The sequence below is a fragment of the Palleronia rufa genome (assembly GCF_000743715.1).
Lineage (GTDB): Bacteria > Pseudomonadota > Alphaproteobacteria > Rhodobacterales > Rhodobacteraceae > Palleronia > Palleronia rufa.
In genome coordinates, this window is record NZ_JQEY01000002.1 from 291,836 (window position 1) to 318,248 (window position 26,413).

26 protein-coding genes are annotated in these 26,413 nt (G+C 68.2%); 11 read left to right on the top strand and 15 right to left on the bottom strand.

Annotated features, from left to right (window positions below):
• Positions 1-35 precede the first annotated feature (35 nt).
• The 6 genes from KW83_RS05535 (at position 36) to KW83_RS05560 (ending at position 5,157) form a co-directional block, all read left to right on the top strand.
• Entirely contained in the window at positions 36-431 is a 396-nt protein-coding gene (locus KW83_RS05535; protein ID WP_036176054.1) for a cytidine deaminase, read from the top strand.
• The gene (locus KW83_RS05540; RefSeq protein ID WP_036175772.1) at positions 428-1,723 is read left to right on the top strand and encodes a thymidine phosphorylase; all 1,296 of its coding nucleotides are present in this window, start codon (positions 428-430) and stop codon (positions 1,721-1,723) included. Before KW83_RS05535 ends, KW83_RS05540 begins: the two co-directional genes overlap by 4 nt.
• A complete protein-coding gene (locus KW83_RS05545; protein WP_036175775.1) occupies positions 1,720-2,901 on the top strand; it encodes a phosphopentomutase in 1,182 nt (393 codons plus the stop codon). Before KW83_RS05540 ends, KW83_RS05545 begins: the two co-directional genes overlap by 4 nt.
• Complete coding sequence (locus tag KW83_RS05550; RefSeq protein ID WP_036175778.1) at positions 2,898-3,875, top strand: adenosine deaminase; 978 nt, start codon at positions 2,898-2,900, stop codon at positions 3,873-3,875. The genes KW83_RS05545 and KW83_RS05550 overlap by 4 nt, the downstream gene beginning before the upstream one ends.
• Positions 3,872-4,504 carry a uracil phosphoribosyltransferase gene (upp, locus tag KW83_RS05555; protein WP_036175781.1) on the top strand — a complete coding sequence of 211 codons (633 nt, stop codon included), beginning with the start codon at positions 3,872-3,874 and terminating at the stop codon, positions 4,502-4,504. The genes KW83_RS05550 and upp overlap by 4 nt, the downstream gene beginning before the upstream one ends.
• Positions 4,505-4,569: 65 nt before the next feature.
• Positions 4,570-5,157, top strand: a complete 588-nt coding sequence (locus KW83_RS05560; protein WP_036175784.1) for a hypothetical protein — start codon at positions 4,570-4,572, stop codon at positions 5,155-5,157.
• A 15-nt stretch (positions 5,158-5,172) separates the two neighbouring features.
• Here the strand turns inward: KW83_RS05560 and KW83_RS05565 are convergent, their stop codons facing one another.
• Both KW83_RS05565 and KW83_RS05570 read right to left on the bottom strand, forming a co-directional pair.
• Positions 5,173-6,186, bottom strand: coding sequence for a hypothetical protein (locus KW83_RS05565; protein WP_036175787.1), 1,014 nt, complete (start codon positions 6,184-6,186; stop codon positions 5,173-5,175).
• An 82-nt stretch (positions 6,187-6,268) separates the two neighbouring features.
• A complete protein-coding gene (locus tag KW83_RS05570) occupies positions 6,269-7,888 on the bottom strand; it encodes an AMP-binding protein (RefSeq protein WP_036175790.1) in 1,620 nt (539 codons plus the stop codon).
• A 63-nt stretch (positions 7,889-7,951) separates the two neighbouring features.
• On the opposite strand from KW83_RS05570, the gene KW83_RS05575 reads away from it, so the two are divergent.
• Positions 7,952-8,602 (top strand): sulfotransferase family 2 domain-containing protein, encoded by a 651-nt coding sequence (locus KW83_RS05575; RefSeq protein WP_036175793.1) that lies wholly within the window; start codon positions 7,952-7,954, stop codon positions 8,600-8,602.
• 32 nt (positions 8,603-8,634) lie between these two features.
• Here the strand turns inward: KW83_RS05575 and KW83_RS05580 are convergent, their stop codons facing one another.
• The 7 genes from KW83_RS05580 to KW83_RS05610 all read right to left on the bottom strand — a co-directional run bounded on the left by KW83_RS05580 (position 8,635) and on the right by KW83_RS05610 (position 16,304).
• A complete protein-coding gene (locus KW83_RS05580; protein WP_036175796.1) occupies positions 8,635-10,836 on the bottom strand; it encodes a 3-hydroxyacyl-CoA dehydrogenase NAD-binding domain-containing protein in 2,202 nt (733 codons plus the stop codon).
• A gap of 12 nt (positions 10,837-10,848) precedes the next feature.
• Positions 10,849-12,060 carry an acetyl-CoA C-acetyltransferase gene (locus tag KW83_RS05585; RefSeq protein ID WP_036175799.1) on the bottom strand — a complete coding sequence of 404 codons (1,212 nt, stop codon included), beginning with the start codon at positions 12,058-12,060 and terminating at the stop codon, positions 10,849-10,851.
• A 12-nt stretch (positions 12,061-12,072) separates the two neighbouring features.
• Positions 12,073-12,699, bottom strand: coding sequence for a glutathione S-transferase family protein (locus KW83_RS05590; protein WP_036175802.1), 627 nt, complete (start codon positions 12,697-12,699; stop codon positions 12,073-12,075).
• 137 nt (positions 12,700-12,836) lie between these two features.
• Positions 12,837-14,615 (bottom strand): acyl-CoA dehydrogenase C-terminal domain-containing protein, encoded by a 1,779-nt coding sequence (locus KW83_RS05595; protein ID WP_036175804.1) that lies wholly within the window; start codon positions 14,613-14,615, stop codon positions 12,837-12,839.
• Positions 14,616-14,635: 20 nt separating this feature from the next.
• Positions 14,636-15,031, bottom strand: a complete 396-nt coding sequence (locus KW83_RS05600) for a MerR family transcriptional regulator (protein ID WP_036175807.1) — start codon at positions 15,029-15,031, stop codon at positions 14,636-14,638.
• Between the two features lie 131 nt (positions 15,032-15,162).
• On the bottom strand, positions 15,163-15,543 hold the full coding sequence (locus KW83_RS05605; protein WP_036175810.1) for a MerR family transcriptional regulator: 381 nt from the start codon (positions 15,541-15,543) through the stop codon (positions 15,163-15,165).
• A gap of 47 nt (positions 15,544-15,590) precedes the next feature.
• The gene (locus tag KW83_RS05610) at positions 15,591-16,304 is read right to left on the bottom strand and encodes an NAD(P)H-binding protein (RefSeq protein ID WP_235191364.1); all 714 of its coding nucleotides are present in this window, start codon (positions 16,302-16,304) and stop codon (positions 15,591-15,593) included.
• 76 nt (positions 16,305-16,380) lie between these two features.
• Between KW83_RS05610 and KW83_RS05615 the strand changes: the two genes are divergently transcribed.
• The 3 genes from KW83_RS05615 to KW83_RS05625 are packed head-to-tail and all read left to right on the top strand — an operon-like array spanning position 16,381 to position 18,627.
• A complete protein-coding gene (locus KW83_RS05615; RefSeq protein ID WP_036175816.1) occupies positions 16,381-16,812 on the top strand; it encodes a PaaI family thioesterase in 432 nt (143 codons plus the stop codon).
• Complete coding sequence (locus tag KW83_RS05620) at positions 16,809-17,321, top strand: PaaI family thioesterase (protein ID WP_036175818.1); 513 nt, start codon at positions 16,809-16,811, stop codon at positions 17,319-17,321. The genes KW83_RS05615 and KW83_RS05620 overlap by 4 nt, the downstream gene beginning before the upstream one ends.
• Complete coding sequence (locus KW83_RS05625) at positions 17,314-18,627, top strand: MATE family efflux transporter (protein WP_036175820.1); 1,314 nt, start codon at positions 17,314-17,316, stop codon at positions 18,625-18,627. Before KW83_RS05620 ends, KW83_RS05625 begins: the two co-directional genes overlap by 8 nt.
• On the opposite strand, the gene KW83_RS05630 is transcribed toward KW83_RS05625, so the two are convergent.
• Together KW83_RS05630 and KW83_RS05635 are read right to left on the bottom strand one after the other, a co-directional pair.
• Complete coding sequence (locus KW83_RS05630) at positions 18,624-19,667, bottom strand: quinone-dependent dihydroorotate dehydrogenase (protein WP_036175823.1); 1,044 nt, start codon at positions 19,665-19,667, stop codon at positions 18,624-18,626. The genes KW83_RS05625 and KW83_RS05630 overlap by 4 nt on opposite strands.
• Positions 19,664-19,999 carry a DUF952 domain-containing protein gene (locus KW83_RS05635; protein ID WP_036175826.1) on the bottom strand — a complete coding sequence of 112 codons (336 nt, stop codon included), beginning with the start codon at positions 19,997-19,999 and terminating at the stop codon, positions 19,664-19,666. The genes KW83_RS05630 and KW83_RS05635 overlap by 4 nt, the downstream gene beginning before the upstream one ends.
• Positions 20,000-20,145: 146 nt before the next feature.
• Between KW83_RS05635 and KW83_RS05640 the strand changes: the two genes are divergently transcribed.
• Positions 20,146-21,702 (top strand): bifunctional metallophosphatase/5'-nucleotidase, encoded by a 1,557-nt coding sequence (locus KW83_RS05640; RefSeq protein ID WP_036175828.1) that lies wholly within the window; start codon positions 20,146-20,148, stop codon positions 21,700-21,702.
• A 1,074-nt stretch (positions 21,703-22,776) separates the two neighbouring features.
• On the opposite strand, the gene KW83_RS05645 is transcribed toward KW83_RS05640, so the two are convergent.
• The 4 genes from KW83_RS05645 to KW83_RS05660 all read right to left on the bottom strand — a co-directional run bounded on the left by KW83_RS05645 (position 22,777) and on the right by KW83_RS05660 (position 26,391).
• Complete coding sequence (locus KW83_RS05645) at positions 22,777-23,244, bottom strand: hypothetical protein (RefSeq protein WP_036175830.1); 468 nt, start codon at positions 23,242-23,244, stop codon at positions 22,777-22,779.
• Positions 23,245-23,307: 63 nt separating this feature from the next.
• Complete coding sequence (locus KW83_RS05650) at positions 23,308-24,096, bottom strand: hypothetical protein (protein ID WP_036175832.1); 789 nt, start codon at positions 24,094-24,096, stop codon at positions 23,308-23,310.
• A 103-nt stretch (positions 24,097-24,199) separates the two neighbouring features.
• A complete protein-coding gene (locus tag KW83_RS05655; RefSeq protein WP_036175834.1) occupies positions 24,200-25,438 on the bottom strand; it encodes an MFS transporter in 1,239 nt (412 codons plus the stop codon).
• A 266-nt stretch (positions 25,439-25,704) separates the two neighbouring features.
• Positions 25,705-26,391 carry a hypothetical protein gene (locus KW83_RS05660; RefSeq protein ID WP_036175836.1) on the bottom strand — a complete coding sequence of 229 codons (687 nt, stop codon included), beginning with the start codon at positions 26,389-26,391 and terminating at the stop codon, positions 25,705-25,707.
• Positions 26,392-26,413: the final 22 nt, after the last annotated feature.

Sequence of the window (26,413 nt, forward strand, 5' to 3'; positions counted from 1 at the left end):
TTGCCAAGGTCCGGGTGCCGCCGCACCATGCCATGATGGATGACCTGATCGCCGCCGCCGCGGCCGTTCGGCTTAATGCCCACGCGCCCTATTCCGGCTTCAAGGTCGGGGCGGCCCTGCGCACAGCGGATGGCCGGGTTTTTGCCGGCTGCAACGTCGAGAACGTCGCCTACCCCGAGGGCACCTGCGCCGAGGCGGGCGCCATCGCGGCGATGGTGGCTGCGGGCGCGCGCGACATCGCGGAAGTCGCCGTCATCGCCGATAGCCCCAGCCCGGTGCCGCCCTGCGGCGGATGCCGCCAGAAGCTGGCCGAATTCGCCGCCCCCGACGTCAGGGTAGTGCTGGCGAGCGTCTCCGGTCAGCGGTCGGAAACCTGCGTGCGCGACCTGCTGCCGGGGGCGTTCGCCGCGGGCCACATGGACGCCCGGTGAGAACGGTCGACCTGCTTGCGGACCTGCGCGCGGGCCGCACTCCGGCGCCGGAGGCGCTGGGCGCCTTCGCGGCCGGTCTGGCCTCCGGCGCGGTCAGCGACGCGCAGGCGGGCGCCTTCGCCATGGCGGTCTGCTGCGGAAACGGTCTGGGAGAGGCCGGTCGGGTGGCCCTGACCCTTGCAATGGCCGGCAGCGGGACGCAGCTCGGCTGGGATCTGGACGGGCCGGTGGTGGACAAGCATTCCACCGGCGGCGTGGGCGATCCGGTGTCATTGGTGCTGGCGCCGATGCTGGCGGCCTGCGGGACCTATGTGCCGATGATCTCCGGCCGGGGGCTGGGGCATACCGGCGGCACGCTCGACAAGCTGGAGGCAATCCCCGGCGTCTGCTGTGAGGTGCCGGCGGCCGCATTCCGCGCCATGGTCGGGCGCCAGGGGCTGGCCATCGTCGCGGCCGGCGACGGGATCGCGCCGGCGGACCGGAGGCTCTACGCCGTGCGCGATGTGACCGCGACCGTGGACCAGATCGACCTCATCACCGCGTCGATTCTGTCCAAGAAGCTGGCGGCCGGGCTGGACGCGCTGGTGCTGGACGTCAAGGCCGGACGCGGGGCGTTCATGGCCGACCGCGCGGCGGCGGCCGCGCTGGCCCGCGCGCTGGTCGGCACGGCGCGCGGCGCGGGCTGCCCGACGACGGCGCTGGTCACCGCGATGGACGCGCCGCTGGCACCCGCCTGCGGCAACGCGCTGGAAATCGCGGCGGTGATGGAGGCGCTGCGCGGAGAAGGCGGCGGGCCGCTCACCGACGTGGCGCTGGCGCTGGGGGTGGAACTGCTGGGTCTGGTCGGCATCGACGGTGCGCAGGACCGTCTTGAGCGCGCTCTGGCCTCCGGCGCGGCGCTGGAGCGGTTCGCCGCAATGGTGGCGGCGCTGGGCGGGCCGTCGGATTTCGCCGAGCGTTCCGCGGACCACCTGCCCGCGGCGCCGGTCGTGCGGATGGTGGCGGCGAAAGCGCCGTGCCACGTGACGGGCATCGACGGCGCGGCGCTGGGGCGCTGCGTTGCGGAACTGGGTGGCGGTCGGCGGCGGGAGGGCGACCGGATCGACCCGGCCGTGGGTCTGGACGCCATCGCGCGGATCGGCGCCGCGCTGGCGGCAGGCGATCCGCTCTGCCGCATCCACGCGGCCAGCCAGGCCGATGCCGACCGCGCCGAGGCGCTTGTCCGGTCCGCCATGCAGACCGGCACCGATGCGCCCCCGCCGCAAGATCTGATTCTGGAGCGGATCGCATGACCGGACGCGCGTTTCTCGTGGTCCTGGATTCCGTCGGCATCGGCGGCGCGCCCGATGCTGCGGCATTCGACGACGCCGGGGCGAACACCGTGGGTCATATCGCCCGGGCGCTGGCCGGCACCGACCGGCCGCTTGCGCTGCCCAACCTCGACCGGCTGGGGCTGGGGCGGGCGGTGACGCTCGCCTCCGGTCTCGACGCGCCGGGGCTGGGCGCGGAGCCGCACGGTCTCTGGGGCGCCGCGACAGAGGTCTCCCTGGGCAAGGACACGCCGTCGGGGCACTGGGAGCTGGCCGGGCTGCCAGTGCCGTGGGAGTGGACGTTCTTCCCGCGCCAGACTCCGTGCTTCTCGGATCGGCTTGTCGCCCGGGTCTGCGAACTGGCGGGCAGCGACGGGATCCTCGGTAACCGTCACGCCAGCGGCACCAATATCATAGAAGAGGAGGGCGCCGCGCATATCCGGACCGGTCGGCCGATCTGCTACACCTCCACCGACAGCGTGTTCCAGATCGCCGCCCATGAGGAGGCGTTCGGCCTCGACCGGCTGCTGGACCTGTGCGCCGCCCTCGCGCCGGAACTGCACGCCAGACGGGTCGGCCGGGTGATCGCGCGGCCGTTCCTGGGATCGGAACGGGCGGGCTGGACAAGGACGTCCAACCGGCGGGACTTTGCCATCGCGCCGCCCGCGCCGACCCTGTGCGACTGGGCCAGAGCGTCCGGGCGGCCGGTCCATTCGGTGGGCAAGATTGGCGATATCTTCTCGATGCGGGGGATCGATACCAGGGTAAAGGGCACCGACGCGGAGCTGGTCGAGGCGCTGGCCGCCAGGATCGACAGCGCCGAGCCGGGGTCGCTGACCTTTGCCAATCTGGTGGAGTTCGACAGCCTCTATGGCCACCGCCGCGATCCGGTGGGATACGGGCGGCATCTTGAGTGGTTCGACGGCCAGATGCCACGTCTGATCGCCGGGCTGCGGGAGGGGGATATGATGCTCATCACCGCCGACCACGGCAACGATCCCACCTTCCGCGGCACGGATCACACCCGCGAACGGGTGCCGGTGCTTGTCGCCGGGCGCGGCGCCGGTCCGCTGGGCCAGGTGGCGTTCGTGGACGTGGCGGCCAGCGTCGCGGCGCACCTGGGCCTGACGGAACGCGGCCCCGGACGGAGTTTCCTGTGAGCGACCTTCCAAAGATCGAGCTGCACCTGCATCTGGAAGGCGCGGCGCCGCCCGATCTGGTGCGCGCCCTGGCCCGCGAGAAGTCCGTGGACCTGTCTGGTCTGTTCGACGCGGACGGCGGCGGCTACCGCTACGACGGGTTTCTCGACTTCCTGCGCGTCTATGAGGGTGCGACAAGCGTGTTGCGGAGCCCTGAGGACTACGCCCGGCTGACGCGTGTCGTGCTGGAACGCTCGGCAGAGACCGGCGTGATCTATACCGAGGCGTTTCTAAGCCCGGATTTCTGCGGCGGGCGGGACCCGTCCGCCTGGCGCGACTACCTGGCCGCGATCCGGGAGGCCGCCGGGACGGCGCGGCGCGACTTCGGAATCGACATGCGCGCCATCGTCACCTGCATCCGCCATTTCGGCCCCGACAAGGCCCGCGAAACCGCGCTCTGCGCCGCGGAGACCGCCGGCGACTTCGTCACCGGTTTCGGCATGGGCGGCGACGAGGGCCGCGGGCGGCAGGGCGATTTCGCCTATGCCTTCGACATGGCGCGGGAGGCGGGCCTGCGGCTGACCACCCATGCCGGGGAGTGGGCCGGGCCCGACAGCGTGCGTCAGGCGCTGGACGATCTGCGGGTCGAACGGATCGGCCATGGCGTGCGCGCCGTCGAGGATGCGGCGCTGGTGGACCGGCTTGCCGGCGACGGAATCGTGCTGGAGGTCTGCCCCGGGTCGAACGTGGCGCTGGGTCTCTATCGCTGGGCGACGCATCCGATAGAGACGCTGCGCGCGGCGGGGGTGAAGGTCACCGTGTCCACCGACGACCCGCCGTTCTTCCACACCGACATGGGCCACGAATACGACCGCCTGGCGGAAACATTCGGCTGGGACGACGATGCCTTCCGCGAGATCGCGCGGGTTGCCGCCCGCGCGGCGTTCTGCGACGACAGGACCCGTCAGGAATTGCTGGAAAGGATCGACCGATGACCGAGCATCTCCAGGTCGTCACCCACCCGCTGGTGCAGCACAAGCTGACGATCATGCGCGACAAGCGCACCCCCACCGCCGTATTCCGCCAGCTCCTGCGCGAGATCAGCCAGCTTCTGGCCTATGAGATCACCCGCGACCTGCCGGTGACCACCACGACGATCGAGACCCCCCTGACCGAGATGGAGGCCCCAACGCTCGCCGGTCGAAAGCTGGCGCTGGTGTCGATCCTGCGGGCCGGGAACGGACTTCTGGACGGGATGCTGGACCTCATCCCCTCGGCGCGGGTCGGGTTCGTCGGACTCTACCGGGATGAGGAGACGCTGAAGCCGGTGGAGTATTATTTCAAGGTTCCGGCTGAACTGGACAGACGTGTGGTCATCGCGGTGGACCCGATGCTTGCCACCGGCAATTCGTCTGTCGCGGCGATCTCCCGGCTGAAGGAGGCCGGGGCGACGGACATCCGCTTTCTCTGCCTTCTGGCCTCACCCGAAGGGGTGCAGAGGATGAAGGAGGCACATCCCGACGTGCCGATCGTCACAGCGGCGTTGGATGAGCGTCTGAACGGTCAGGGCTACATCGTTCCGGGTCTGGGCGATGCCGGGGACCGGATGTTCGGCACCAAGTGACGGCGCTTGTTCCGGGCGGCGGTCTGGGCCAAGCTGGGAGTCGGTCCACGTCCGGGGGGAATGGGATGTTCACGTCGGTCAAGTCGTTCAGGCTGCTGTCTGCGCTGCTGCTCTCCGTCCTTGCCACGCCGGGACTGGCGCAGATCAACACGCCCCCGGCCGGCTATTCGGGGACGCGGTTCGTCGATGCCGACGGCTGCGTCTATGTCCGCGCGGGCGCGGCGTCCTGGACCCTGTCGCGCGATGCGGAGGGCCGGGCGCAGTGCGGCGGCACGCCGACCCGGTTCGTGGCAAGCAACCCGCAGACCTTCCGCACGACCGTGACACCGCGGCGGGTGCCCCAGTCACGTCGCATGGTTCCGGCGGATACCGTCCCGCGGGGCTACAAGCGCGCCTGGACGGACGGGCGTCTTAACCCCTACGCGGGGCGGCAGCTTCTGTCGGGGGCGCTGCAGACGTCTCTGGTCTGGACCCAGACCGTGCCGCGGCGGCTCAAGACCCAGGACGGGCGCGATGCGACGCATGAGTACAATTATCTGATCTTTCCGTACACCGACTACGCGGCGCAGCGGGCGGCTCTCGCCTCCGGGCGCTACGTGACCGTCCGGACCCGCGCGGGCCAGCAGATCGTTCCGCGGGTCCCGCCGCAATAGGGCGACGGCGGCCGGTCACGCGCCGCAGACGCTCTGAAGCGCGACCCATTGCCCGTCCGACAGGATCGGCGGATCGGTCTGCGCCGCGGGGCCGGACCTGGCCGGACCCGGCACGCCGGTGCCGGTGAGATCGCGCGCCCGGGCATAGGGCGTCAGAGACACGCCGGCGCGCGCGAACCTGGCGGCAAGCGCGGTAGCATCTGCCTCTGGTTGCGGAGTCGAAAAGATCCGTTCGGCATAGGCGGACAGCTTTTCGGCCGGAACTTCGCCTCGGGTGAGCAGACCGACCGCCGTGCGTGGCCCGGTCAGGCGGATGAGGCGGCCCATCGGATCGTCGGTATCGGCGCGGGCCAGGGCGGCAAGCACGTAGCCGGCCACCTCTTCGGGGCCATCGTAATCCTCGATCAGCGCGCGGTCCACGACGACCGTCCGGCCCGGCAGCAGCGCGGCGCCGGCCATCCCGCCGGGCAGCACGACGATCCGGCCGCCGCCGGCCCCGAGCAGCCGGCGCGCGAGCGCGTCGAGCGGCGCCCGGGCGGATTCGTTTCGGCAGGGCGCACCGGCAAGCCCGGTCAGCTGCTCCAGAAGGCGGGCGCCGGTGTCGGCGCGGATTGCCGGCGGCACCGCCTGGGCGGCGTGGCGCATCAGTGCCTCGGGCAGCCAGACCGCCCCCGCGACGACAAGCCCGGCCATCGCCAGGGACAGGACGGCAACGCGTACCCGACCCCGGCGCGGGCTGCGGCGCGCGACCGACATGCGGACCCGCTCGATCGCGCCGATCATCGTGGCGTCGTCGATTTCCAGCGTTTCCCTGGCCTCGGATCCCGGCGCGTAGATGGCCGGAACCGCTCCGGGATTGCGCCGCTCGATAGCCGAAAGGGACCAGTGCGCAAGGGGCCGCTCGTCCGGCGCCACGATGGCAAGGGTAGCGTCCCCGACCGACACGATGACTTCGCGCCGCTTCTGATAGGACGAGGGCCGCCAGAGCGCCGGTGCCTCCAGCCGCTCGAAATCCGTCAGTGCGGTCATTGCCGATGCCGCGGCACGGGGCCGCCTCGCTCTTGCCTCTGATCGGCAAGTTTATGCCGGCGCCGCCGCTCCGGCAACACGGCTAACCGAACCGCTTGCGCAGCTCGTATTTCTGGACCTTGCCGGTCGATGTCTTGGGAAGCTCCTCGAAGATCACCTCCTTGGGAGTCTTGAACCCGGCCAGCCGCTCCCGCACGTAGGAGATGATCTCTTCGGCGGTCGCATCCTTGCCGTCCTTCAGTTCCACGAAGGCGCAGGGCACCTCGCCCCATTTATCGTCCGGCTTGGCCACCACCGCGCAGAGCGACACCGCCGGATGCCCCGCGACGCAGCCTTCGACCTCGATGGAGGAGATGTTCTCGCCGCCGGAGATGATGATGTCCTTGGCCCGGTCCGCGATCTTGATGTACCCGTCCGGGTGCTGCACGGCCAGATCTCCGGTCATGTACCAGCCGTTGCGGAACGCCTTCGCGGTCTCGTCCGGGCTGCGGTAATAGCCCTTCATCAGGCCGTTGCCGCGCATCCCGATCTCGCCTTGGGTCGTTCCGTCCCAGGGCACCGGGGTGCCGTCCTCTGCCAGCACCATGATCTCTTCGTTCATCGGCATGGGCACGCCCTGGCGGCTCTTCCTGTCGGTGCGCCCGTCGCGATCCAGCCCGTCCCAGTCCGGGTTCCAGGTACATTCGGTGGCCGGACCGTAGCTTTCGGTCAGACCGTAGACATGGGTGACGTTGAAGCCGATCTCCTCGATGGCGCGGAGCGTGGAGGGGGGCGGCGGGGCGGCGGCGACGAAGACCTCCACCGTGCCGGGCAGATCGCGCCGCTCATCGTCCTTTGCGTTGATGAGCGAGTTCAGGATGATCGGCGCACCGCCGAAATGCGTGGCGCCCTTGTCCGCGATGGCATCGTAGATGTTCCTGGCGGTGATGTCGCGGCAGCAGATCACCGGACCGCCCAGGGCCGGCATCATCCAGGTGTGGGTCCAGCAGTTGCAGTGAAACAGCGGCACGATGGTCAGCAGCCGCGAATACATGGTCATCCGCCATGAGATCGGCGTGGCCAGCGTGCAGAGATAGGCGCCGCGGTGATGGTAGACGACGCCCTTGGGCCGGCCCGTGGTCCCGGACGTGTAGTTGAGCGCGATGCTCTCCCACTCGTCCTGCGGCATGACCCAGTCGGCCTGGGGGTCGCCCCCGTCCAGAAGGTCCTCCCAGGTCGTGTGACGCCCCGAGGGCCGGTGACCCGGATTGGGGTCCGCGACCTCGATGATGCGGGGGGCCTTTCCCTGCATGGTCGCGCAGGCCTTTTCGGCAAGGTCCAGGAACACGCTGTCGGCGATCAGAACTTTGGCCTGCCCGTGGTCGAGGATGTAGGCGACCGTGCCCGCGTCGAGCCTGATGTTGATCGTGTTGATGACGGCCCCCGCCGCGGGGACGCCGAAGGTGGCGATGGCATGGGCCGCGATATTGGGCATCAGCGTGGCCACGACATCGCCCGGATCCACCCCCAGATCGGTCAGCCCCGACGCCAGCCGCGTGCAATCGGCGTGAAATTCCCTATAGGTCCAGTGCCGTTCCCGGTCGATCAGCGCATCGCGGTCTGCAAAGACGGTGCGGGCGCGCCGCAGATGCGACAGCGGCGTAAGGGGCAGATGGTTGGCTTCGGTCTTGTCCAGTCCGGTTTCGTCGTCCATCCAGCCCATCGCACGATCCTCCCCTGTCGGTACGGGATGAAAGATAGCTCTGGAACATGCGATGACAGGCCCATGATCATCTCAACGGGACGGCGATACATCTTCGTGCATATTCCCAAGACCGGCGGCACGTCCCTGGCCGCGGCCCTGGAGTCGCGGGCGATGCGCGACGACATCCTGATCGGGGACACGCCGAAGGCGCTGCGCCGCCGCGCACGCGTGCGGCGCCTGGAGGCGCGCGGGCGGCTCTGGAAACACGCGCGGCTGGCCGATGTCGACGGGGTCCTGTCGCCCGACCAGATCGCCGCGATGCGCGTGGTGACCCTGGTGCGCAACCCGTGGGACAGGATGGTCAGCTACTATCACTGGCTCAGGGCGCAACGCTTCGATCATCCCGCCGTGGGACGGGCGGGGGCGCTTGGGTTCAGCGCCTTCGTGCTGCATCCCGACACGCAGGCGGAGATGGAAAACGACACCGTGGACCGCTACCTGACCATGGCCGACGGACGGGTGGCCCGGGCCGACGCGATCCGCATAGAGCATCTGGAGGCCGACATGGCGGGGTTTCGCGCGCATCTGGGGTTCGACCCGGCGCCGGGGCGGCTGAACGTGTCGGACCGGCCCCGGGGCTATGCAGACGCCTACGACGCCGAGGCCCGGAAGAGCGTCGGACGGCTGTTCGCAGAGGATATCGCGCGGTTCGGCTACCGGTTCGAGGGGTGATCCGGCCGGGTGGGGGACCCGGCCGGACCCAGTCAGGCGGCTTCGGCCGCCGCGCCGTCGCCGTAGCGCGCGTAGAAGGTCTGCCCCGCCTCGGCCATCTCGCGCAGGAGGGCGGGTGTTTCGAACCGCGGACCTTCCTCCGCGGTCAGCGCGTCGCAGATCTCCACCGCGCGGTCTGCGCCGACGACGTCGAGCCATGAGAACGGACCGCCGGACCAGGGCGCGAAGCCCCAGCCGAGGATCGCGCCCACGTCGCCTTCGCGGATGTCCTCCAGCACGCCGTCCTCAAAGGCGCGGACGGCCTCCAGAACCTGCGCCATCATCAGCCGGTGCTGCACGCGGGTCAGCTCGGGCTGCGCGTCGGCAGCCGGATATTTCTCCGACAGACCGTCCCAGAGGCCCTGGCGCTTGCCCTTGTCGTCGTAGCTGTAGAAGCCCGCGTTGGACTTGCGTCCCAGCCGGTCCCGGTCGGCCATCCAGAACAGAACCTCGTCCACGGCCTCATCGGGGTAGGCTTCGCCCATGGCTGCCCGCGTCGCCTTGGCGATCTTCACGCCGAGGTCGATGGACGTCTCGTCGATCAGCTGCAGCGGTCCCAGCGGAAAGCCCAGGAGCTTGGCGGCGTTCTCGATCAGGGCAGGCTCCACGCCCTCCTTCACCATCCGCACGCCTTCGTTGATGTAGGGGATGATGCAACGGTTGGCGTAGAAGAACCGCGCGTCGTTCACCACGATGGGCGTCTTGCGGATCTGACGCACGTAGTCCAGCGCCTTGGCCACGGCGCGCGGGCCGGTCTTTTCGCCCTTGATGATCTCGACCAGGTTCATCTTGTCCACCGGGCTGAAGAAGTGGATGCCGATGAATTGCTCGGGCCGCTGGCTGGCCTGTGCCAGATCGCCGATCGGCAGGGTCGAGGTGTTGGTGGCGAAGATGCAGTCCGCGTCCACGACCGCCTCGACCGCCTTCGTGACCTCGGCCTTGATGCCGGTATCCTCGAACACGGCCTCCACGATCAGGTCGCAGCCCCTGAGCGCATCGTAATCGGTGGTGGCGGTTATACGGCCCAGAACCTCGGCCTTTTTCTCATCGGTCACCTTCTTGCGGCTGATGCCTGTGTCCAGGATGCCCTCGGCATGGCTCCTGCCCTTGTCCGCGGCCTCCTGCTTCTGGTCGATCAGCACAACCTCGATTCCAGCAAGGGCGGAGACATAGGCGATGCCCGCACCCATCATCCCCGCGCCCATCACGCCGACCTTCCGGACCCGCTGGTCGGGTGCGTCGGGGCGGTTGGCGCCTTTTTCCAGAGCCTGCTTGTTGAGGAACAGCGACCGGATCATGGCCGAGGACGACGGGTTCATCAGGACGGACACGAACCACCGCGCTTCGATCCGCAGGGCCGTGTCGAAGGGCACCAGCGCGCCCTCGTACACGACCGAAAGGAGCGCCTTGGCGGCAGGGTAGACGCCCTTGGTCTTGCCGTTGACCATGGCCGAGGCGCCGACGAAGGTCATGAAGCCAGAGGGGTGATACGGCTCTCCGCCCGGCATCTTCCAACCCTTCTGGTCCCAGGGTTTCACGATGTCGGCGTCGGATGCGCCCAGAACCCAGGCGCGGGCGCGGTCCAGCAGCTCGTCGGCGGGCACGACCTCATCCACCAGGGACGCGCCCTTGGCTTTCTTCGGGTCCAGCATCTTGCCTTCCAGCAGCACCGGGGACGCGGCCATGGCGCCCACCATGCGGCTGTAGCGGGTGGTCCCGCCGGCGCCGGGGAAGAGGCCGACCATGATTTCGGGCAGGCCGATCTTCGCCTTGGTGTCGGCCATGAAGCGGCGGTGGCAGGCCAGCGCGATCTCTGTGCCGATACCGGCGGAGGTGCCGGGGAGCGCGCAGGCGATCGGCTTGCCGCCCTTGTTCTTGTCGTCCATGCCGGCGCGCTCGATCTTGCGCAGAATGCGATGGCCCTCCATCGTGAAGTCGAAGAGCGCGCGGGCCGGGTCGTCGCCGGCCTCTTCGCGGATCTTCGCAAGCACGTTCAGATCCATCCCCCCGGCGAAGTCCTTCTTGCCGGAGGTGATCACCAGCCCCTTGACCGCATCGTCCGAGAGCACGTCGTCGATCATGCCGTCGACCTGCTCGAACGCCTCGCGGGTCATGACGTTCATCGACTTGCCAGCCGCGTCCCACGTCAGGACCGCCACGCCGTCATCGTGCTTTTCGAGCTTGAAATCAGCCATCCGTTCTCTCCCTTACACGCGCTCGATGATGGTGGCGGCACCCATGCCGGAGGCGATGCAAAGCGTGGCAAGCCCCGTCTCACGGTCGGACCGCTCCATCTCGTCGAGAAGGATCCCCAGGATCATCGCGCCCGTCGCGCCCAGCGGGTGGCCCATGGCGATGGCGCCGCCGTTCACGTTGACCCGGTCGTGATCCACATCGAAGGCCTGCATGAAGCGCAGCACGACGGAGGCGAAGGCCTCGTTCACCTCGAAAAGGTCGATGTCGCCGATGGCCATGCCGTTGTCGGCCAGGATCTTCCGGGTCACCGGAACCGGGCCGGTCAGCATGATCGTCGGGTCGGTGCCGATCTTGGCGGTGGCGCGGATCCGGGCGCGGGGCTTGAGGCCCAGCTTCTCGCCCAGTTCCCTGGAGCCGACCAGCAGACCCGCCGCCCCGTCCACGATCCCTGACGAGTTGCCGGCGTGGTGGATGTGGTTGATCCGCTCAAGATGCGGATATTTCATCAGCGCGATCTGATCGAAGCCGGGCATGGTCTCGCCCATGTCCTTGAAGGACGCGTTGAGCCCGCCCAGGGACTGCATATCGGTTCCGGGACGCATGTACTCGTCGCGGTCCAGGATGGTCAGGCCATTGCGGTCCTTGACCTCTATGACGGTCCCGTCGAAGCGGCGCTCTTTCCAGGCAGCGGCGGCGCGCTTCTGGCTTTCGACCGCCATGGCGTCTGCATCGTCGCGGGAGAATCCGTACTCCGTCGCGATGATGTCGGCGGAAATTCCCTGGGGCACGAAATAGCTGTTCATGGCGACCGACGGATCCACGGCGATCGCCGCCCCGTCAGAACCCATGGGCACGCGGCCCATCATCTCGACCCCGCCGGCGATATAGCCCATCCCGGCACCGCCGCGGATCTGGTTGGCGGCCATGTTCACGGCCTCCAAGCCGGACGCACAGAAGCGGTTGATCGCCACCCCGGGGATCGACTGGTCGAGATCGGAGGCGAGCACGGCGGTCCGTGCCAGGCAGCCGCCCTGTTCCTTGACCTGGGTGACATTGCCCCAGATCACATCCTCTACCGCGTGACCGTCCAGGTTGTTGCGCTCCTTCAGGGCGTTCAGCACCAAGGCCGACAGGCGCACGCTCGTGACCTCGTGCAGGCTGCCGTCCTTGCGTCCCTTGCCGCGCGGCGTGCGTACCGCGTCGTAGATATAAGCGTCCGTCATGGATCCTCCTCGTCAGCCCTCTCGGGGCATCAGGTCGTAGGGATGCGCCCAGCCCGGAAGGGACTGGATGTTGCTCAGCCAGCGGTCGATCTCGGGCCAGTCGGCGCGGTCGAAACCGAAGGGTTCGGGGTAATGCAGATAGGCGCAGCAGGACAGGTCGGCGATGGTGACGTCCCGTCCCACGATCCAGTCGCGGTCCTGAAGGTGGCGGTTCAGCACGTCGTAGGCCGCCCTGAGGCGCCCCTGCGTAAAGGCGATGACCTCCTGGGGACGCTTGTCCTCGGGCAGGAAGTTCATCAGGAACCGGGTCATTCCGGCCGGGCTCGACAGCTTGTGATTGTCCCAGAAGAGCCAGCGGAGCACTTCGCGCGCCTCGTCCTCATCGCGCCCGCCGAGCTTGCCGGACCGTTCCACCACATAGGCCATGATGACGCCTGACTGGGTCAGGGTGAGGTCGCCGTCGGTCATCACGGGCGCCTCGCCCATGATGTTGACGTCCCGGCGAAAGGCGTCGCTGCGGGTCTCTCCGTTGAAGAAATCGACGAACACGGGCGTCCAGTCGAGCCCGGCGAGTTCCAGGGCCAGCGCCGCCTTGTAGGCGTTGCCGCTTTCTCCGAAGCAATGCAGCCGGATCGTCATGGTAGTCCTCCCGGTATTGGATTGGCCGGGCGGGTGCGGACCTCCCGGGGCTTGCGTCTTTTGGCAGGATGGGGCGCAGGGCCGCCCGCGTCGAGTCCGCGCGCTTGCCGTTGGCGGACGCGAACCGGCCCGCCAGGTCAGAAGTTCGCCGCGTCCAGGGCCATGACCGGTTCCGCGCCGGATTCGATCCGCGCGCGGTGCATCCGCGTCGCGGGAAGCTGGCGCGCCATATAGTAGCGCCCCGTGGCCAGTTTCGCCTCGTGGAAGTCCGGGTTCGACGTGTCCGCGTCGAGCGCGGCCAACGACGCCCGGGCGATCCGGGACCACATCAGCCCCAGGCAGACATGGCCGAAGAGGTGCATGAAGTCGTAAGAGCCCGACAGCGCCTCATGCGGATTCTTCATGCCGTTCTGCATGAAATACGTCGCCGCCCCCTGGAGGTCCTTGGAGGCCGCCTTGAGCGGATCCAGGAAGTCGGACTTGAGGCGGAGGTCGGATTCGTTCTCCTTTATGAAGGTCTTGACCAGATCGAAGAAGCCCATGACCGTGCGGCCGCCGTTCAGCCCCAGCTTGCGACCGACGAGGTCGAGCGACTGGATGCCGTTGGTCCCCTCATAGATCATGGTGATGCGGGCGTCGCGGACGAACTGCTCCAGTCCCCACTCACGGGTAAAGCCCGACCCGCCCAGGGTCTGCTGCGCCAGCACCGTGGTCTCGAACCCCTTGTCGGTCAGGAATCCCTTCAGCACCGGGGTCAGCAGCGATACCAGCGCCTCTGCCTCCGCATCGCCGTTGCGCTGGGAGCGGTCGATCAGCTGCGCGCCCCAGAGCGCGAAGGCGCGCGCGCCCTCGACAAAGCTCTTCTGGTCCATGAGGTTCCGGCGCACGTCGGGGTGGACGATGATCGGATCGGCGGGGCCATTCGGGTTGGCGGGCCCGGTCACGTCGCGTCCCTGGAGGCGGTCGCGGGCAAAGCCCAGGGCGTTCTGGTAGGCCACGGCGCCTTGGGCGTAGCCCTGTACGCCGACGCCCAGGCGGGCCTCGTTCATCATGGTGAACATGGCGCGCATGCCCTTGTGCATCTCGCCGATGAGATAGCCCGTGGCGCCGTCGTAGTTCATCACGCAGGTGGCGTTGCCGTGGATGCCCATCTTGGATTCGAGCCCGCCGCAGGTCACCGCGTTGCGGTCGCCGAGCGATCCGTCCTCGTTCACCATGAACTTCGGCACGATGAAGAGCGAGATGCCCTTCACCCCCTCCGGCCCGCCGGGGATCTTGGCCAGCACGAGGTGCACGATATTGTCGGCCATGTCATGCTCGCCGGCGGAAATCCAGATCTTCTGGCCGGAGATGCGGTAGCTGCCGTCGTCCTGCGGTTCCGCCTTGGTGCGGATCAGCCCCAGGTCCGTGCCGCAATGCGGCTCGGTCAGGTTCATCGTGCCGGTCCACGACCCTTCCACCATCTTCGGCAGATAGGTCTGCTTTTGCTGGGCGGTGCCGTGGGTATGGATCGCGTTGTAGGCGCCGTGGCTCAGCCCCTGGTACATGTTGAACGCCATGTTGGCAGACACGAAGATCTCGCCCACGGCGGAGTTCAGCATATGCGGCATCCCCTGGCCGCCGTAGTCCGGGTCGCAATCGAGCCCGATCCAGCCGCCGTCGCACATCTGGCGATAGGCATCCCTGAACCCCTCGGGCGTGCGCACGACGCCGTTCTCCAGCCGGCAGCCCTGCGCATCGCCCACGGCGTTCAGCGGGTGGAGCACGCCCGTGGCCAGCTTGCCGGCCTCTTCCAGAACCGCCTTGGTGAAGTCGGGCTCCAGTTCCTCGTATCCGGGAATGTCGGACCCGGAGACTTCGAAAACCTCGTGGAAGAGGAACTGCATGTCATCGACGGGGGCGGTATAGCTGGTCATCGGGTCCTCCGGGGGTCAGGTCAGGCGGCGGGGTTGCGCTGCAACTCTTCCAGGGTCTTGGCGCCCCAGCGCAGTTGCGTTTCCAGTTCGGCGATCGCCTCGTCGAGTTCGACGCGCCGGGACTTGAGATCGTCGAGCCGCGCGCGCGCGATCTCGTAGGTCTTTCTGAGCTGGGTGATCTGCTGTTCACCCTCGCCATAGAGATCGAGAAGCTGGCGGATCTCCTCCAGGCTGAAGCCGAACCGCTTGCCGCGCAGGATCAGCTTCAGCCGGGCACGGTCGCGCCGGGTGAACAGTCTCTTCTGGCCTTCGCGAACCGGTGCCAGCAACTCTTTCGATTCGTAGAACCGCAGGGTGCGCGGCGTGACCTCGAACGCGTCACACATCTCACGAATCGTCATAAGGGTATCGGTCATTGTCTTCGCTCTCGACTGGTTACAGGCTGACGAAGGGTCAGATGCACCGCCAAGCGCATCTATACAAGGCTGCTTGACGTTAACGTAACTCGAACGTCACGTCAGCTGATCGCCCGTGACGTCGCGTTCCATCAGGAGTCGTCCAGGCGGCCGGCGACCGCATCGCGCGTCTGGCGGAGGCTGACGATCGCCTCCTTCAACTGCTCGACCTCACGTTCGAGCGCCACGATCTGCCCGTCGGCAAGGTCGACCCAAGCCTGCATCTGGGCGACGCTGCCCTTTTCGTCATAGATCAGAAGCCATTGGCGGATCTCTTCCAGACTGAACCCCCATCGGCGCCCGCGCAGGATCAGCGTCATTCTGGCGATGTCGCGCGGCCCGTATGTTCGCGCCCGCCCGTCGCGATCCGGGGATAGCAGTTCAATGTATTCGTAGTACCGCAGGGTCCGGGGCGTCACCTCGAACCGCGCACACATTTCCTTGAAGGACAGTGAGTTTTCCCTGTCGGTCATGTGGCCCTCCCGTTGCCGGGGATACTAGGCAGCGAAGGCGGCGATGCCTAGAGGGCGATCTCGCGCAGCAGGCGGGCCGCCGACTCTGCCTCCTCCGCCTCCTTGCGCCCGATGGCAGGGGTACGGTGGATCCAGTCGCCGGCCTCCACGCAATCGAGCATGAAGGCGGCCAGGTCGCCGTGCCGGGTCCGGATCAGGTCCGGTGCGATCACCTCAGGGGTCACCGTCGCGTCGCCCGTTGCGTCGCCTTCCATGAGCCATCCGGGCCGCACCGCGGTCCAATCCACGGCCGACGCGCGCAGCAGGCGCTCCATCTCGCCCATTTGGGTAAAGATCGGCTCCAGCGCCACGGTGGCGGCAGCGCGGAACGCCATCGGGCCGCGGTCGCGGGTCACCACGAAGCTGGCGGAGATCACGACGATGCGCGAGACGCCGCACCGCTCCATGGCATCTAGGTATCTCTTCGTGCTTTCGGTGTAGAGGGGCGGCGGCGACAGGGCGGTGCCGGCCGTCAGCGGCAGGCCGATGCAGGAAATTACCGCATCGCATCCGTCGATCGCGGGGGCGAGGTCGTCCTCGATCACATTGGCGGTGCGGCGGTCCACACGCTCGGGCAGGTCGTCGGTGTCCGGCCACGACTTTTCCACGGCCCGCACCGTATGTCCGCGGGACACGGCCTGACGCACGGCCTGCTTGCCGGTCTTTCCGGCGGCTCCGAAGATCGCAAGGGTCAAGGTGTCTACCATGGTTCCGGAACGCATGCGGCGCCCCCACGTTCCCCTTGTCCCCCCCGCGACCTACCGTCACAACCGACGCGACAGACGGAAGGCACCGCCCATGGCCCACGACCCCCAGGATATCGCACGGCATTTCATGGAGGCGATCCCCCACGCCCGCGACCTGAACATGGCGATCCTGGAGATCGGAGAGGGCCGCTGCACCATCGAGATGCCCTATGACGAGAAGCTGATCGGCGATCCGCGCTCGGGCGTGGTGCATGGCGGGGCGGTGTCGGCGCTGATGGACACGTGTTCCGGTGCCGCCGTGATGTGCCACCCGGACAACCCGGCCGGGACGGCGACGCTGGATCTCAGGATCGACTACATGCGGCCCGCCACGCCGGGGCAGACGATCCGGGCCGAGGCGGAATGCTATCACGTGACCCGCTCGGTCGCCTTCGTGCGGGCGCGGGCTCTCGACGACGACCGCGACAGGCCGGTGGCGACCGCGACCGGCGCCTTCATCGTGGAACAGGGAAAACGTCCATGAGCCGGCCGTCTCCCGAACCCGTTCAAATCATCAAGAAGCGCCGCGATTCGGCGCTGGAGGCGCTGGTCGGCGGCATCCCCTACGTCAGCTACCTGGGCATCCGGTTCGAACGGCGCGGCGATGAGCTGACCGGCATATTGCCGTTCGACGACAAGCTGATCGGCAACCCGATGCTCCCGGCGCTCCATGGCGGCGTGACAGCGGCATTCCTGGAAACCACAGCCTCGATCGCGCTGGCCTGGTCGCGGCTCTGGCAGGAGGTCGAGAGCGGTGAGGTGGATCCCGATTCGCTGGACCCGACGTCCTTGCCACGGATGCCGAAGACCATCGACTTCACGGTGGATTACCTGCGCTCGGGCCTGCCGCGGGATGCCTATGCGCGCGCCCGCATCGTGCGCTCCGGGCGGCGCTACGCGAGCGTTCAGGTCGACGGCTGGCAGGACAACCGCGACCGGCTCTACGCCTCCGCCTCCGGTCATTTCGTGATGCCCCAGGGGCGCGATGACTGACGCCCGCGCGGTCACGCACCGCAGGGTGCTGGCCGTCGCCCTGCCGATCGTGCTGTCGAATGCCACCGTGCCGATCCTGGGCGCGGTGGATACCGGCGTGGTCGGCCAACTTGGAGAGGCCGCGCCCATCGGAGCGGTCGGCATCGGCGCGATTGTGCTGGCCGCGCTTTACTGGATTTTCGGGTTCCTGCGGATGGGAACCACGGGCTTTGCGGCCCAGGCGCTGGGCCGCGGCGACATGGAAGAGGGCGCGGCGATCCTGACCCGCGGGCTGGTCATCGGCATGGCCGGTGGGCTGGCCATCGTCATGGCTCAGGTGCCGCTTTTCTGGGGGGCCTTCCGCGTGTCGCCGGCAAGCGCGGAGGTCGAGGCCCTGGCGCGGTCCTATATGGGCATCCGGGTCTGGTCCGCGCCGGCGCTGATCTCTCTTTACGCGATCACCGGCTGGCTGATCGCGGCCGAGCGGACGCGCGGCGTCTTTGCCATCCAGATCCTGATGAACGGGCTCAATGTCGCGCTAGACCTGTGGTTCGTGCTGGGACTGGGCTGGGGGGTGCCGGGCGTTGCGGCGGCGACTTTCATCGCCGAGTGGTCGGGCCTGGCCTTCGGTCTGTGGCTCTGCCGCGACGCCTTCGCCACGCCTGCCTGGCGCGACCGGGCACGGATCCTGGACCCCGCGCGCCTGCGCCGCTTCGCGCAGGTGAACGGCGACATCCTGCTGCGGTCACTCATGCTGCAGGCGATCTTCGTCAGTTTCCTGCTGACCGGGGCGCGGTTCGGGGATGTGACCCTGGCGGCGAACCAGATCCTGCTGCAATTTCTGGAGATCACCGCCTACGCCATGGACGGGTTCGCCTTCGCGGCGGAGGCGATCGTCGGCGGCGCGCTCGGCCGGGGAAGGCGCGACCTGTTCCGGCGCGGGGCGGTGGTGTCGTCGGTTTGGGGGGCGTTGACCGGCGGTGCGCTCGCGGTCCTCTTCCTGCTGGCGGGGGGGTGGGTGATCGACGTGATGACCACAGCGCCTCCGGTCAGGTCCGAGGCGCGCGGCTTCCTGCCCTACATGGTCGCCGCGCCGATCCTGGGCTGCGCCGCGTGGATGCTGGACGGGATCTTCATCGGTGCGACCCGCACCGCAGACATGCGCAACATGATGGCGCTGTCCTTCGCCGTCTATGTCGCCGCCGCGCTGGCCCTGGTGCCGACGCTGGGCAATCACGGGCTGTGGCTGGCCTTTCTGACCAGCTTCGTGGCCCGGGGGGTTACCCTGGGGTGGCGCTATCCGGCGCTGGAACGCTCCGTCGGCTAGAGCCACCGGTCCCGGTCGGTGCCGACCGCCTCCGCCACCGACGCGATGCCGTCCCGCGCCAGCAGCGCGTCCAGCCCGGTGGCGATGCGCGCGGCCAGCGACAGCCCGCCATAGACCAGCGCGGTATAGAGCTGCACCGCAGAGGCGCCCGCGCGGATCTTGGCATACGCGTCCTCGGCCGACGCGATGCCGCCGACGCCGATCAGCGGCAGGTCGGTAAGGGTGGAGAGCCGCGCCAGGACGCGGGTGCTGGGTGCGAACAGCGGCAGGCCAGAAAGCCCCCCCGCCTGGTCGCGGTGCTTCGAACGCAGCCCGTCGCGCGCAAGGGTCGTGTTCGTGGCCACGATGGCGGCGACGCCGCTGGCTGCCGCGACGCGGGCGATGTCCTCCAGTTCGCGGCCGGCCAGATCCGGCGCGATCTTGAGGAAGATCGGGATCCGGAGCGGGTTCGCCGCCATCACCCCGTCCAGCAGCCCGCGCAGGGCATCGGCGCCCTGCAGGTCGCGCAGCCGCTCTGTATTGGGCGAAGAGACGTTGACGGTGGCGAAATCCACTTCGGGGCCGGCCCGGCGCAGCACGTCCGCGAAATCGGCGGCGCGGTCGTCGCTGTCCTTGTTGGCGCCTAGGTTCAGGCCCCGGGGAACGGCCGTCGGCGTGGCGCCAAGGCGCGCGGCGATGGCCTCTACGCCGTCGTTGTTGAACCCGAACCGGTTGATCGCGGCCCGGTCCTCGGCCAGCCGAAAGAGCCTTGGTCGGGGGTTGCCGTCCTGCGGCCTGGGCGTCGCCGCGCCGACCTCCAGGAACCCGAAGCCTGCCCGGGACAGCGGACCCAGCGCCGTCGCGTTCTTGTCGAACCCTGCCGCAAGGCCCACAGGGTTGGGCAGGTCCAGGCCGGCCACCCGGCCACGGAGCCGGTCGCCTGTCACCGCCCCCGGTCCCGGCGCCAGTCCGGCGCGCAGGCCGCGCAGCGCCAGCCCGTGCGCCGTTTCCGGGTCGAGCCGGCGCAGCGCGGCCAGTCCGATCCGTTCGGCCAGCGTCACTCTTCGCCGAGCGTCAGCTGGTCGATTCCGTCACGCGGGATTTCCCTGTGCCAGAGCACGTCGTCGCGGGTCAGCTTGCGGTAGAGATGCGGGAACTCGGCCCCGTCCCGCGCCTCTTCCCATTTCAGGTGATCGCCCATGTCGTCGGTTTCGCAGGCGACCAGGATCAAATTGTGCTCAGCCTTGTAGTGGCGCGCCAGGGTCTCTCCCAGCGCGTCCTTGGGCGAGAAATGCACGTACCCGTCCCTCTGGTCGTCGGGAGAGCCGGCAGTCTCTCCGGTCCGCTCCAGCTCGTTCCATTCCGCAGCCCGGAACACCTTGTAGATCCGCATCATGCCACTCCTTGCGTCGGTTCGCCGTTGACCTAGGCCGCGCTGTCCCAAGGGGAAGCCGCGTCGCCGGGCCGGTGCGCGGGCGGGCTTTGACAGCCGCGCCGCTGCGGCGCAGTCTTCGGTCAGACCGAACCAGGGAGTCCCCAATGAGAGTGCATCTCTTCACCGCCGCCGCGGCGTCGGCCCTTGTCGCCGGCGCGGCGCAGGCCGAGTTTTCCATTACGATCCTGCACACCAACGATTTCCATTCCCGCTTCGAGCCGATCAACCAGTACGATTCGACCTGCAGCCCGGAGGACAACGAGGCCGGCGAATGCCTCGGCGGCTGGGCGCGGCTGGTCACCGCGATCGGGGACGCCACGTCGCGCAACGACACCACGCTGCTGGTGGATGGCGGCGACCAGTTCCAGGGCACGCTGTTCTACACCTACTACAAGGGCAAGCTGGCCGCGGAGATGATGAATTCGCTTGGCTACGATGCGATGACCGTCGGCAACCATGAGTTCGACGACGGGCCGGAGGTGTTGCAGTCCTTCGCTCAGGCCATCGATTTCCCGATCCTGATGTCCAACGCGGACCTGTCGTCGGAGCCGCTTCTGAAGGACGTGATCCGGAAATCCACCGTGATCGAGAAGAACGGCGAGAAGATCGGCCTGATCGGTCTCACGCCCGTGGATACAGACGAGCTTGCGTCGCCCGGCCCCAACGTCGTGTTCACCGACCCGTCGGAGGCCGTGCAGGGTGAGGTCGACCGCCTGACCGCAGAGGGCGTGACCAAGATCGTCGTGCTGTCGCATTCCTCCTATGCGGTCGACCGGATGGTGGCCGAGAACACCACCGGCGTCGACGTCATCGTTGGCGGCCATTCGAACACCCTTTTGGGCGAGATGGAGGGGGCCAAGGGTCCGTATCCGACCATGGTGGGCGACACCGCCATCGTGCAGGCCTATGCCTATGGCAAGTACCTCGGCGAGCTCAACGTGACCTTCGACGACGAGGGGACCGTGACGGAAGCCAGCGGCGCGCCGATCCTGCTGGATGCCGCCGTGACGGAGGATCAGGCGACGCGGCAGCGGGTCGAGGACGCCGCGCAGCCGCTGAACGAAATCCGCCAGAAGGTCGTGGCGGAGGCGGCGGAACCCATCGACGGGGACCGCGACAGTTGCCGTGCGCGGGAATGCCAGATGGGAAATCTCGTGGCCGACGCCATGCTCGACCGGGTCGCCGACCAGGGTATCCAGGTCGCCATCGCCAACGGAGGTGGCCTGCGCGCGTCCATCGACGCCGGACAGATCACCATGGGCGAGGTGCTGACCGTCCTGCCGTTCCAGAACACCCTGTCCACGTTCCAGGTGACCGGCGCGACGTTGAAGGAGGCGCTGGAGAACGGCGTCAGCCAGATCGACGAAGGCGGCGGGCGCTTTCCGCAGGTGGCGGGGATGACGTTCTCTGTCGATCCGTCGGCCGAGACGGGCGCGCGCGTCTCCGACGTCATGATTGGCGATGCGCCGCTCGACCCGGAGGCACGCTATGGCGTGGTCTCGAACAACTACGTCCGCAACGGCGGCGACGGCTACGCGATGTTCGAGGATGCCGAGAACGCCTATGACTACGGGCCCGATCTTGCAGAGGTCACGGCCGAATATCTGGCACGGAACACGCCGTACACGCCCTACACCGACGGACGCATCGCTATGGAATAGCCCGGAAACGATCGGGCGGGCCGTGTCTATGCCTTCTGAGCGGCAAGGCGGGCGTTCCGGTGTGCGGCTTGCAAAAGCGGTGGTGTGTCCGGCCCGTATGCGGGGTTTATCCGACCGCTGGCCTTGATGGTGTTCACGAGCCGTGTTCCCAACGGCTCTACGGGTTACGACAGTCTTGCCGTTCGGGGGCGTGGCCTGTTCGTTGCGACCGTTGCGTTGGCGTCGCCGGTTCGAACGCGTCTTTCTCTGGCAGCAGGTCGGGCGGAGGGGCGATCTTGCCAAAGCGTGGGCCAGGCGATTCTGGCACCCGCAGTCGTATTCGGTCCGGCGCCCGCGATAGCGATCGCCAAGGCGGTGGTCGGTCCGAGGTTGGAATTGCGTGGCGTACCGGTCCCAAGCGTTCGGACGGACCTCGATTTTCGGTCGGGCCTCGTACGGGCCAATCCGGTTGCCTGAGGGCGTCATGTGCCGGCACATGACCCTTACGACGGCTGGGGCGATCTTCCCGATCTCCTGTCGCGCGCTTTCGGTGATGCCCATGGGTTATCCGAGCGTCCTGTCCGGACCGCCGGCGCCGACCATACCGCGCTCGGTCCGGACCCCACGGAGAATGTCGGTCAACGGGGGCCTGGGGCGGGGCGGCGTTGGCATTACAGACCGGGCAGCGCCTGTCGATCTTCGGTCTTGTTCTCAAGCCACCCAATCGGCTGCCTTTCAGATCGTCTCGGCGTCGACGGCGTTGGAAATGCCCGACGGGCGCAGGACTACACGACATTCGTCGAACGGGCGGGATCGTGACCGAGCCACGACGGTTCCCGCGCCCGGAATACCCCAAGGCGCGCCTCGGTCTCGACATGGCTGGCTTGCGGCCTTGCAAGGCCACCGTGACTGTCTTGCGATGGAGGGGTCCATGCCATCGACCAGGCCGACCGGAAGCGGCGGTTGTTCAGGGTCCGCAACGATCGAGCGTGGGATCATGGACCGATTCGCGCCGAGCCGGTTCGTATCGTTGCACGTCACCGCCCGTCTGCACCTGCCAACTCGGGTCTCTTGCCACGCTCGGTCCGCGTCGCCTCAGCAGCGCCTCAGCGCGACGTTGAAGCGGGAGATTTCGCCCGCGACCTCTCCGGTCACCCCGAGCCGGTTGCGGCCGGCGGGCGTGAGAGTAAGCAGCGCCGGCGATCGGTCCCAGGTCCTGAGCGCGGTCAACGTCATCCGCTCCGGCGATCCGGCGACCGCCAATACCTCATATTCGATCCCGTCCGCGAAAATCCGGCGGGGGGTCAGATGCCAGGCGCCGTTGATGCCGCGACAGGTCCCGTTCGCTTCGGATCTCCACAGATCGGCCATCCGACGCTCATAGAATTGCCGCGCCTCTGGGCTGGGCTCAATCACACCGGTCCCGAACCCGCCGACCGGCGGAACCAGAACGGGCGACTCAGGTCTGACCGCACCCAGACCGCAGGAGGCGTCCGGTCCGCAGTATCCACCGGCCAGGACGGGCCCGGCAATCAGCAGCAGGATCGGCAAGAGGCGAAGCATGGCGGCATCTCCGGGTGGCGCACCGTCACACTGCAGGCGAGAGGTTTAGACTTGGTTACCGCCTCAGCAACGGGTCAGCCGGGTGTCGATCGCTTTCGAGACGCTGCCCGATCCCTCGCTGACGGCGCCATGGACCGTCGTCGCGCCGTCCCCGGCCGCGCTGAGGGTGAAGGTCGCCGGCTGGCCATCGCCCTCGCGCAGGACGTTCACGCCGATCCGCGCGCCGGTGCCTACCAGGTTCGTCACCGAATACCGGGTGCCGGACAGCACCAGCGCATCGCTTCCGATGCTCCAGTCGCATTGGCCGTCCGGACCGCGCCACGCCCCGGCCAGGGTCCGGTAGCCCGTCTCGGCCGGGTCCTCTCCGGTCGCGGCCGGAGTACTGCCCCCGTTGCCGCCCAGCGCATCCGCAAGCTCGGACGTGCTCGGCAGATCTGCGGTGCCATCCAGCGGCCGGGTCGTCACCGCACCGCCGAAATCGGGCGCCTCGACGGCCGCAAGACGATCGCAGCGCACCAGACTGGCGGAGTAGCCGGCTCCGTCGACCTGCAGACGTCCGGCCGCGATCCGCACGGACATGGCGCTGCGCTGACCCGTGGCGCGGTTCAGCAGATCCAGGCGCAAGACACCCGCACCCCCGCCCAGCCCCTGAAGGTCGAACCCGGTCCGCCCCGCGACGATCCGCGTGCTGCCGATCCGCCAGGTCTGGTCGGGCGTGTCGCAGTTCCCCCCGGCCGACGACCACTCTCCGCTGATGTCGTCCAGGGCCGACCATGCGGGAGAGGTCTGGGCGCCGGCCGGTGCGGCGAGCGCAAGACATGCAAGGCTGACAGACAGGATACGGGCGGACATTCGTGCACTCCTTGGGTCGGGGGTTCGGCGCGCGATCATAGCGTCACCGCCGCTTGTATCGCGATAACGTCCACGCGATAGGGGGGATGCCGTAACCCTATCCTCATGCGCCGGTCTGAAGCTCTTCGGATAGGGTGGCCGTCTGGGGCGTGGTCATTCGCGCGCTGCCGGTGGGCACGAAGCTGCCCTTGTCGGCCACGGGCGGACTGCTGGTGCGGATCCGGAGCAGCGCAAAGGCGACGATCAGCATATGCGACACCGACGTGACGGCAAAGAGCGACCGGTTGCCGAACGCCGTCATCCCGTAGCCCGCCGCCAGCGGCCCGACGATCGAACCCAGGCCGAAGACCAGCAGCAGGCCGCCCGACACCCGGATCGCGGCGCCTTCCCCGGCGTGGTCGTTGGCGTGGGCGACGATGACCGGATACATGGCGAAGATCGACCCGCCCAGCGCCGCGGCCAGCCACAGGTTCGCCGTGGCGCTTTCGGGCCGCCAGAAAAGAAAGGCCGCATCCGCGAGCAGGGCGGTGATCGCCACCCCGATCAGCACCCAGCGCCGGTCCATCCGGTCCGACAGCACCCCAACCGGAAGTTGTGCCACGGCGCCGGCAAGGACCGGGATCGACGCGAACACGGCAATGGTTCCGAGCGTCAGGCCGATGCGCTCTGCAAAGACCGGGGCCAGCGCGCCGAAGGACGCGTTCGACATCCCCACGAAGAACACCGCGAAGACGGCGATCGGTGAGGTGCGCCAAAGCCCCGGCAGGTCGAGCCGGACCTGAACCAGCGGCGTCGGGTTCGACTGGGTGGAGATCGACGTGGGCACCAGCGACATGGCGTAGAAGATGCCGGCCGCCGCGAAGAGGGCGAAACCGGAGGGGTCTCCCACCGTCAGCATCAGCTGGCCGGCGGTCGACGCTATCAGGTTGACCATGGTGTAGATGCCGAACACCCGTCCCCGGGTTTCCGGACGGGACCGGTCGGCAAGCCAGCTTTCGACGATCATGGCGGCACCAGCAAAGCAGAATCCGCAGATTCCGCGCAGGATGATCCAGGCCCAGGGGTCGATGATGAGCGCGGTGGTGAGGATGGTGATTCCCGCCAGCGACGCCAGCGCGCTGAAGGCCCTGATATGGCCGACCCGCGCCACCAGCCCCGCAGTCAGGAGGCAGCCCAGGACATAGCCGATCGCCCAGCCGGTCCCGAGAAGGCCCAGGGAAAAGGCGGTGAACCCCTCCGCGCCGCCGCGGATCGGCAGCAGGAGGCCGTTGATCCCTCCGGCGAAAAGCAGGCAGGCGGATCCGGTGAGAAGCGCGCTGACGGGAATGAGCTGGCGAAGCATCGCGGTCCCCTGATGGTCGAGAGCGCGGTTAGTCCGGTCCTTGGGGTTCTGCAACGGAAAGTTGAGCTTGCGAAGGTCCGGCGGGGGGGGCCTCTCGGCGTGCGACACCTCCGCCAATGCCCCGTGGCGGGGGGGGGGAGGCGGAGGCGCATGGTCCGGACATGAAAAGGGCCACGCCAGCGGGCGTGGCCAGTCCTTCAGGGAGAAAATTCACCGGGCCACCGCGCCCGGGGAATGCATCAACGTAACGTAAGGTTAGGGCGAAGTCAGGACTCCTGACAAATGCCGCGCTGCGGCGCGTTGCGATTTGCGGGAGCGCTGTTGCTTTTCCGCACCAGTTCGCGGCGCGCAAGGGCCGGAAAGACCGGCGTCAGAAGGCGATGCAACTGCCCGGTCCGCGGCGCCTCAGGGTCCAGGGCACGACAGCAGACGAATTCCTCCACCAATCCTGCCTGCTGTTCGTAGGGATAGGACAGGAACGGGCGATTTTCGGACAGGTCGAAGACATAGGGATCGGCGTCGGAACCGTGCTCCTGCGCGACCTTGAGCGGCGTATAGCCGGTCAGATCGCGCCTTTGCCATTGCCAGACATGGGTCAACTCATGGGCCAGCAGCATCATCGCCGGAAGGTCGGCGGTCTCAGGGTAGCCGGCCAGGAAATCCGGTCGGAACACCGGTCCGGCAACGAAGATCCGGTTCAGCAGAACGGTGGCCGCGACGCGGACCTCGACGGGCGCGGTCTCCGGCGGGTAGATCCTCTCCCGGCAGGTGACATAGGGTCTCGGGGGGCGGGTCATCGGGAACGCGTAGAGCGGGTTCACACCATGGACCCGGACCCGCGAGCCGTCGATGGCGGGGCCCTGAACGCCCCGGACAAAGGCCCGCTCGCCGGGGCTCAGGGGCCGCCCGCAGGCCGAAAGCAAGATCAGAAACAGCAGGATGCGGCAGAGCATGGCTTGGCTGGCGTCTCGCGGT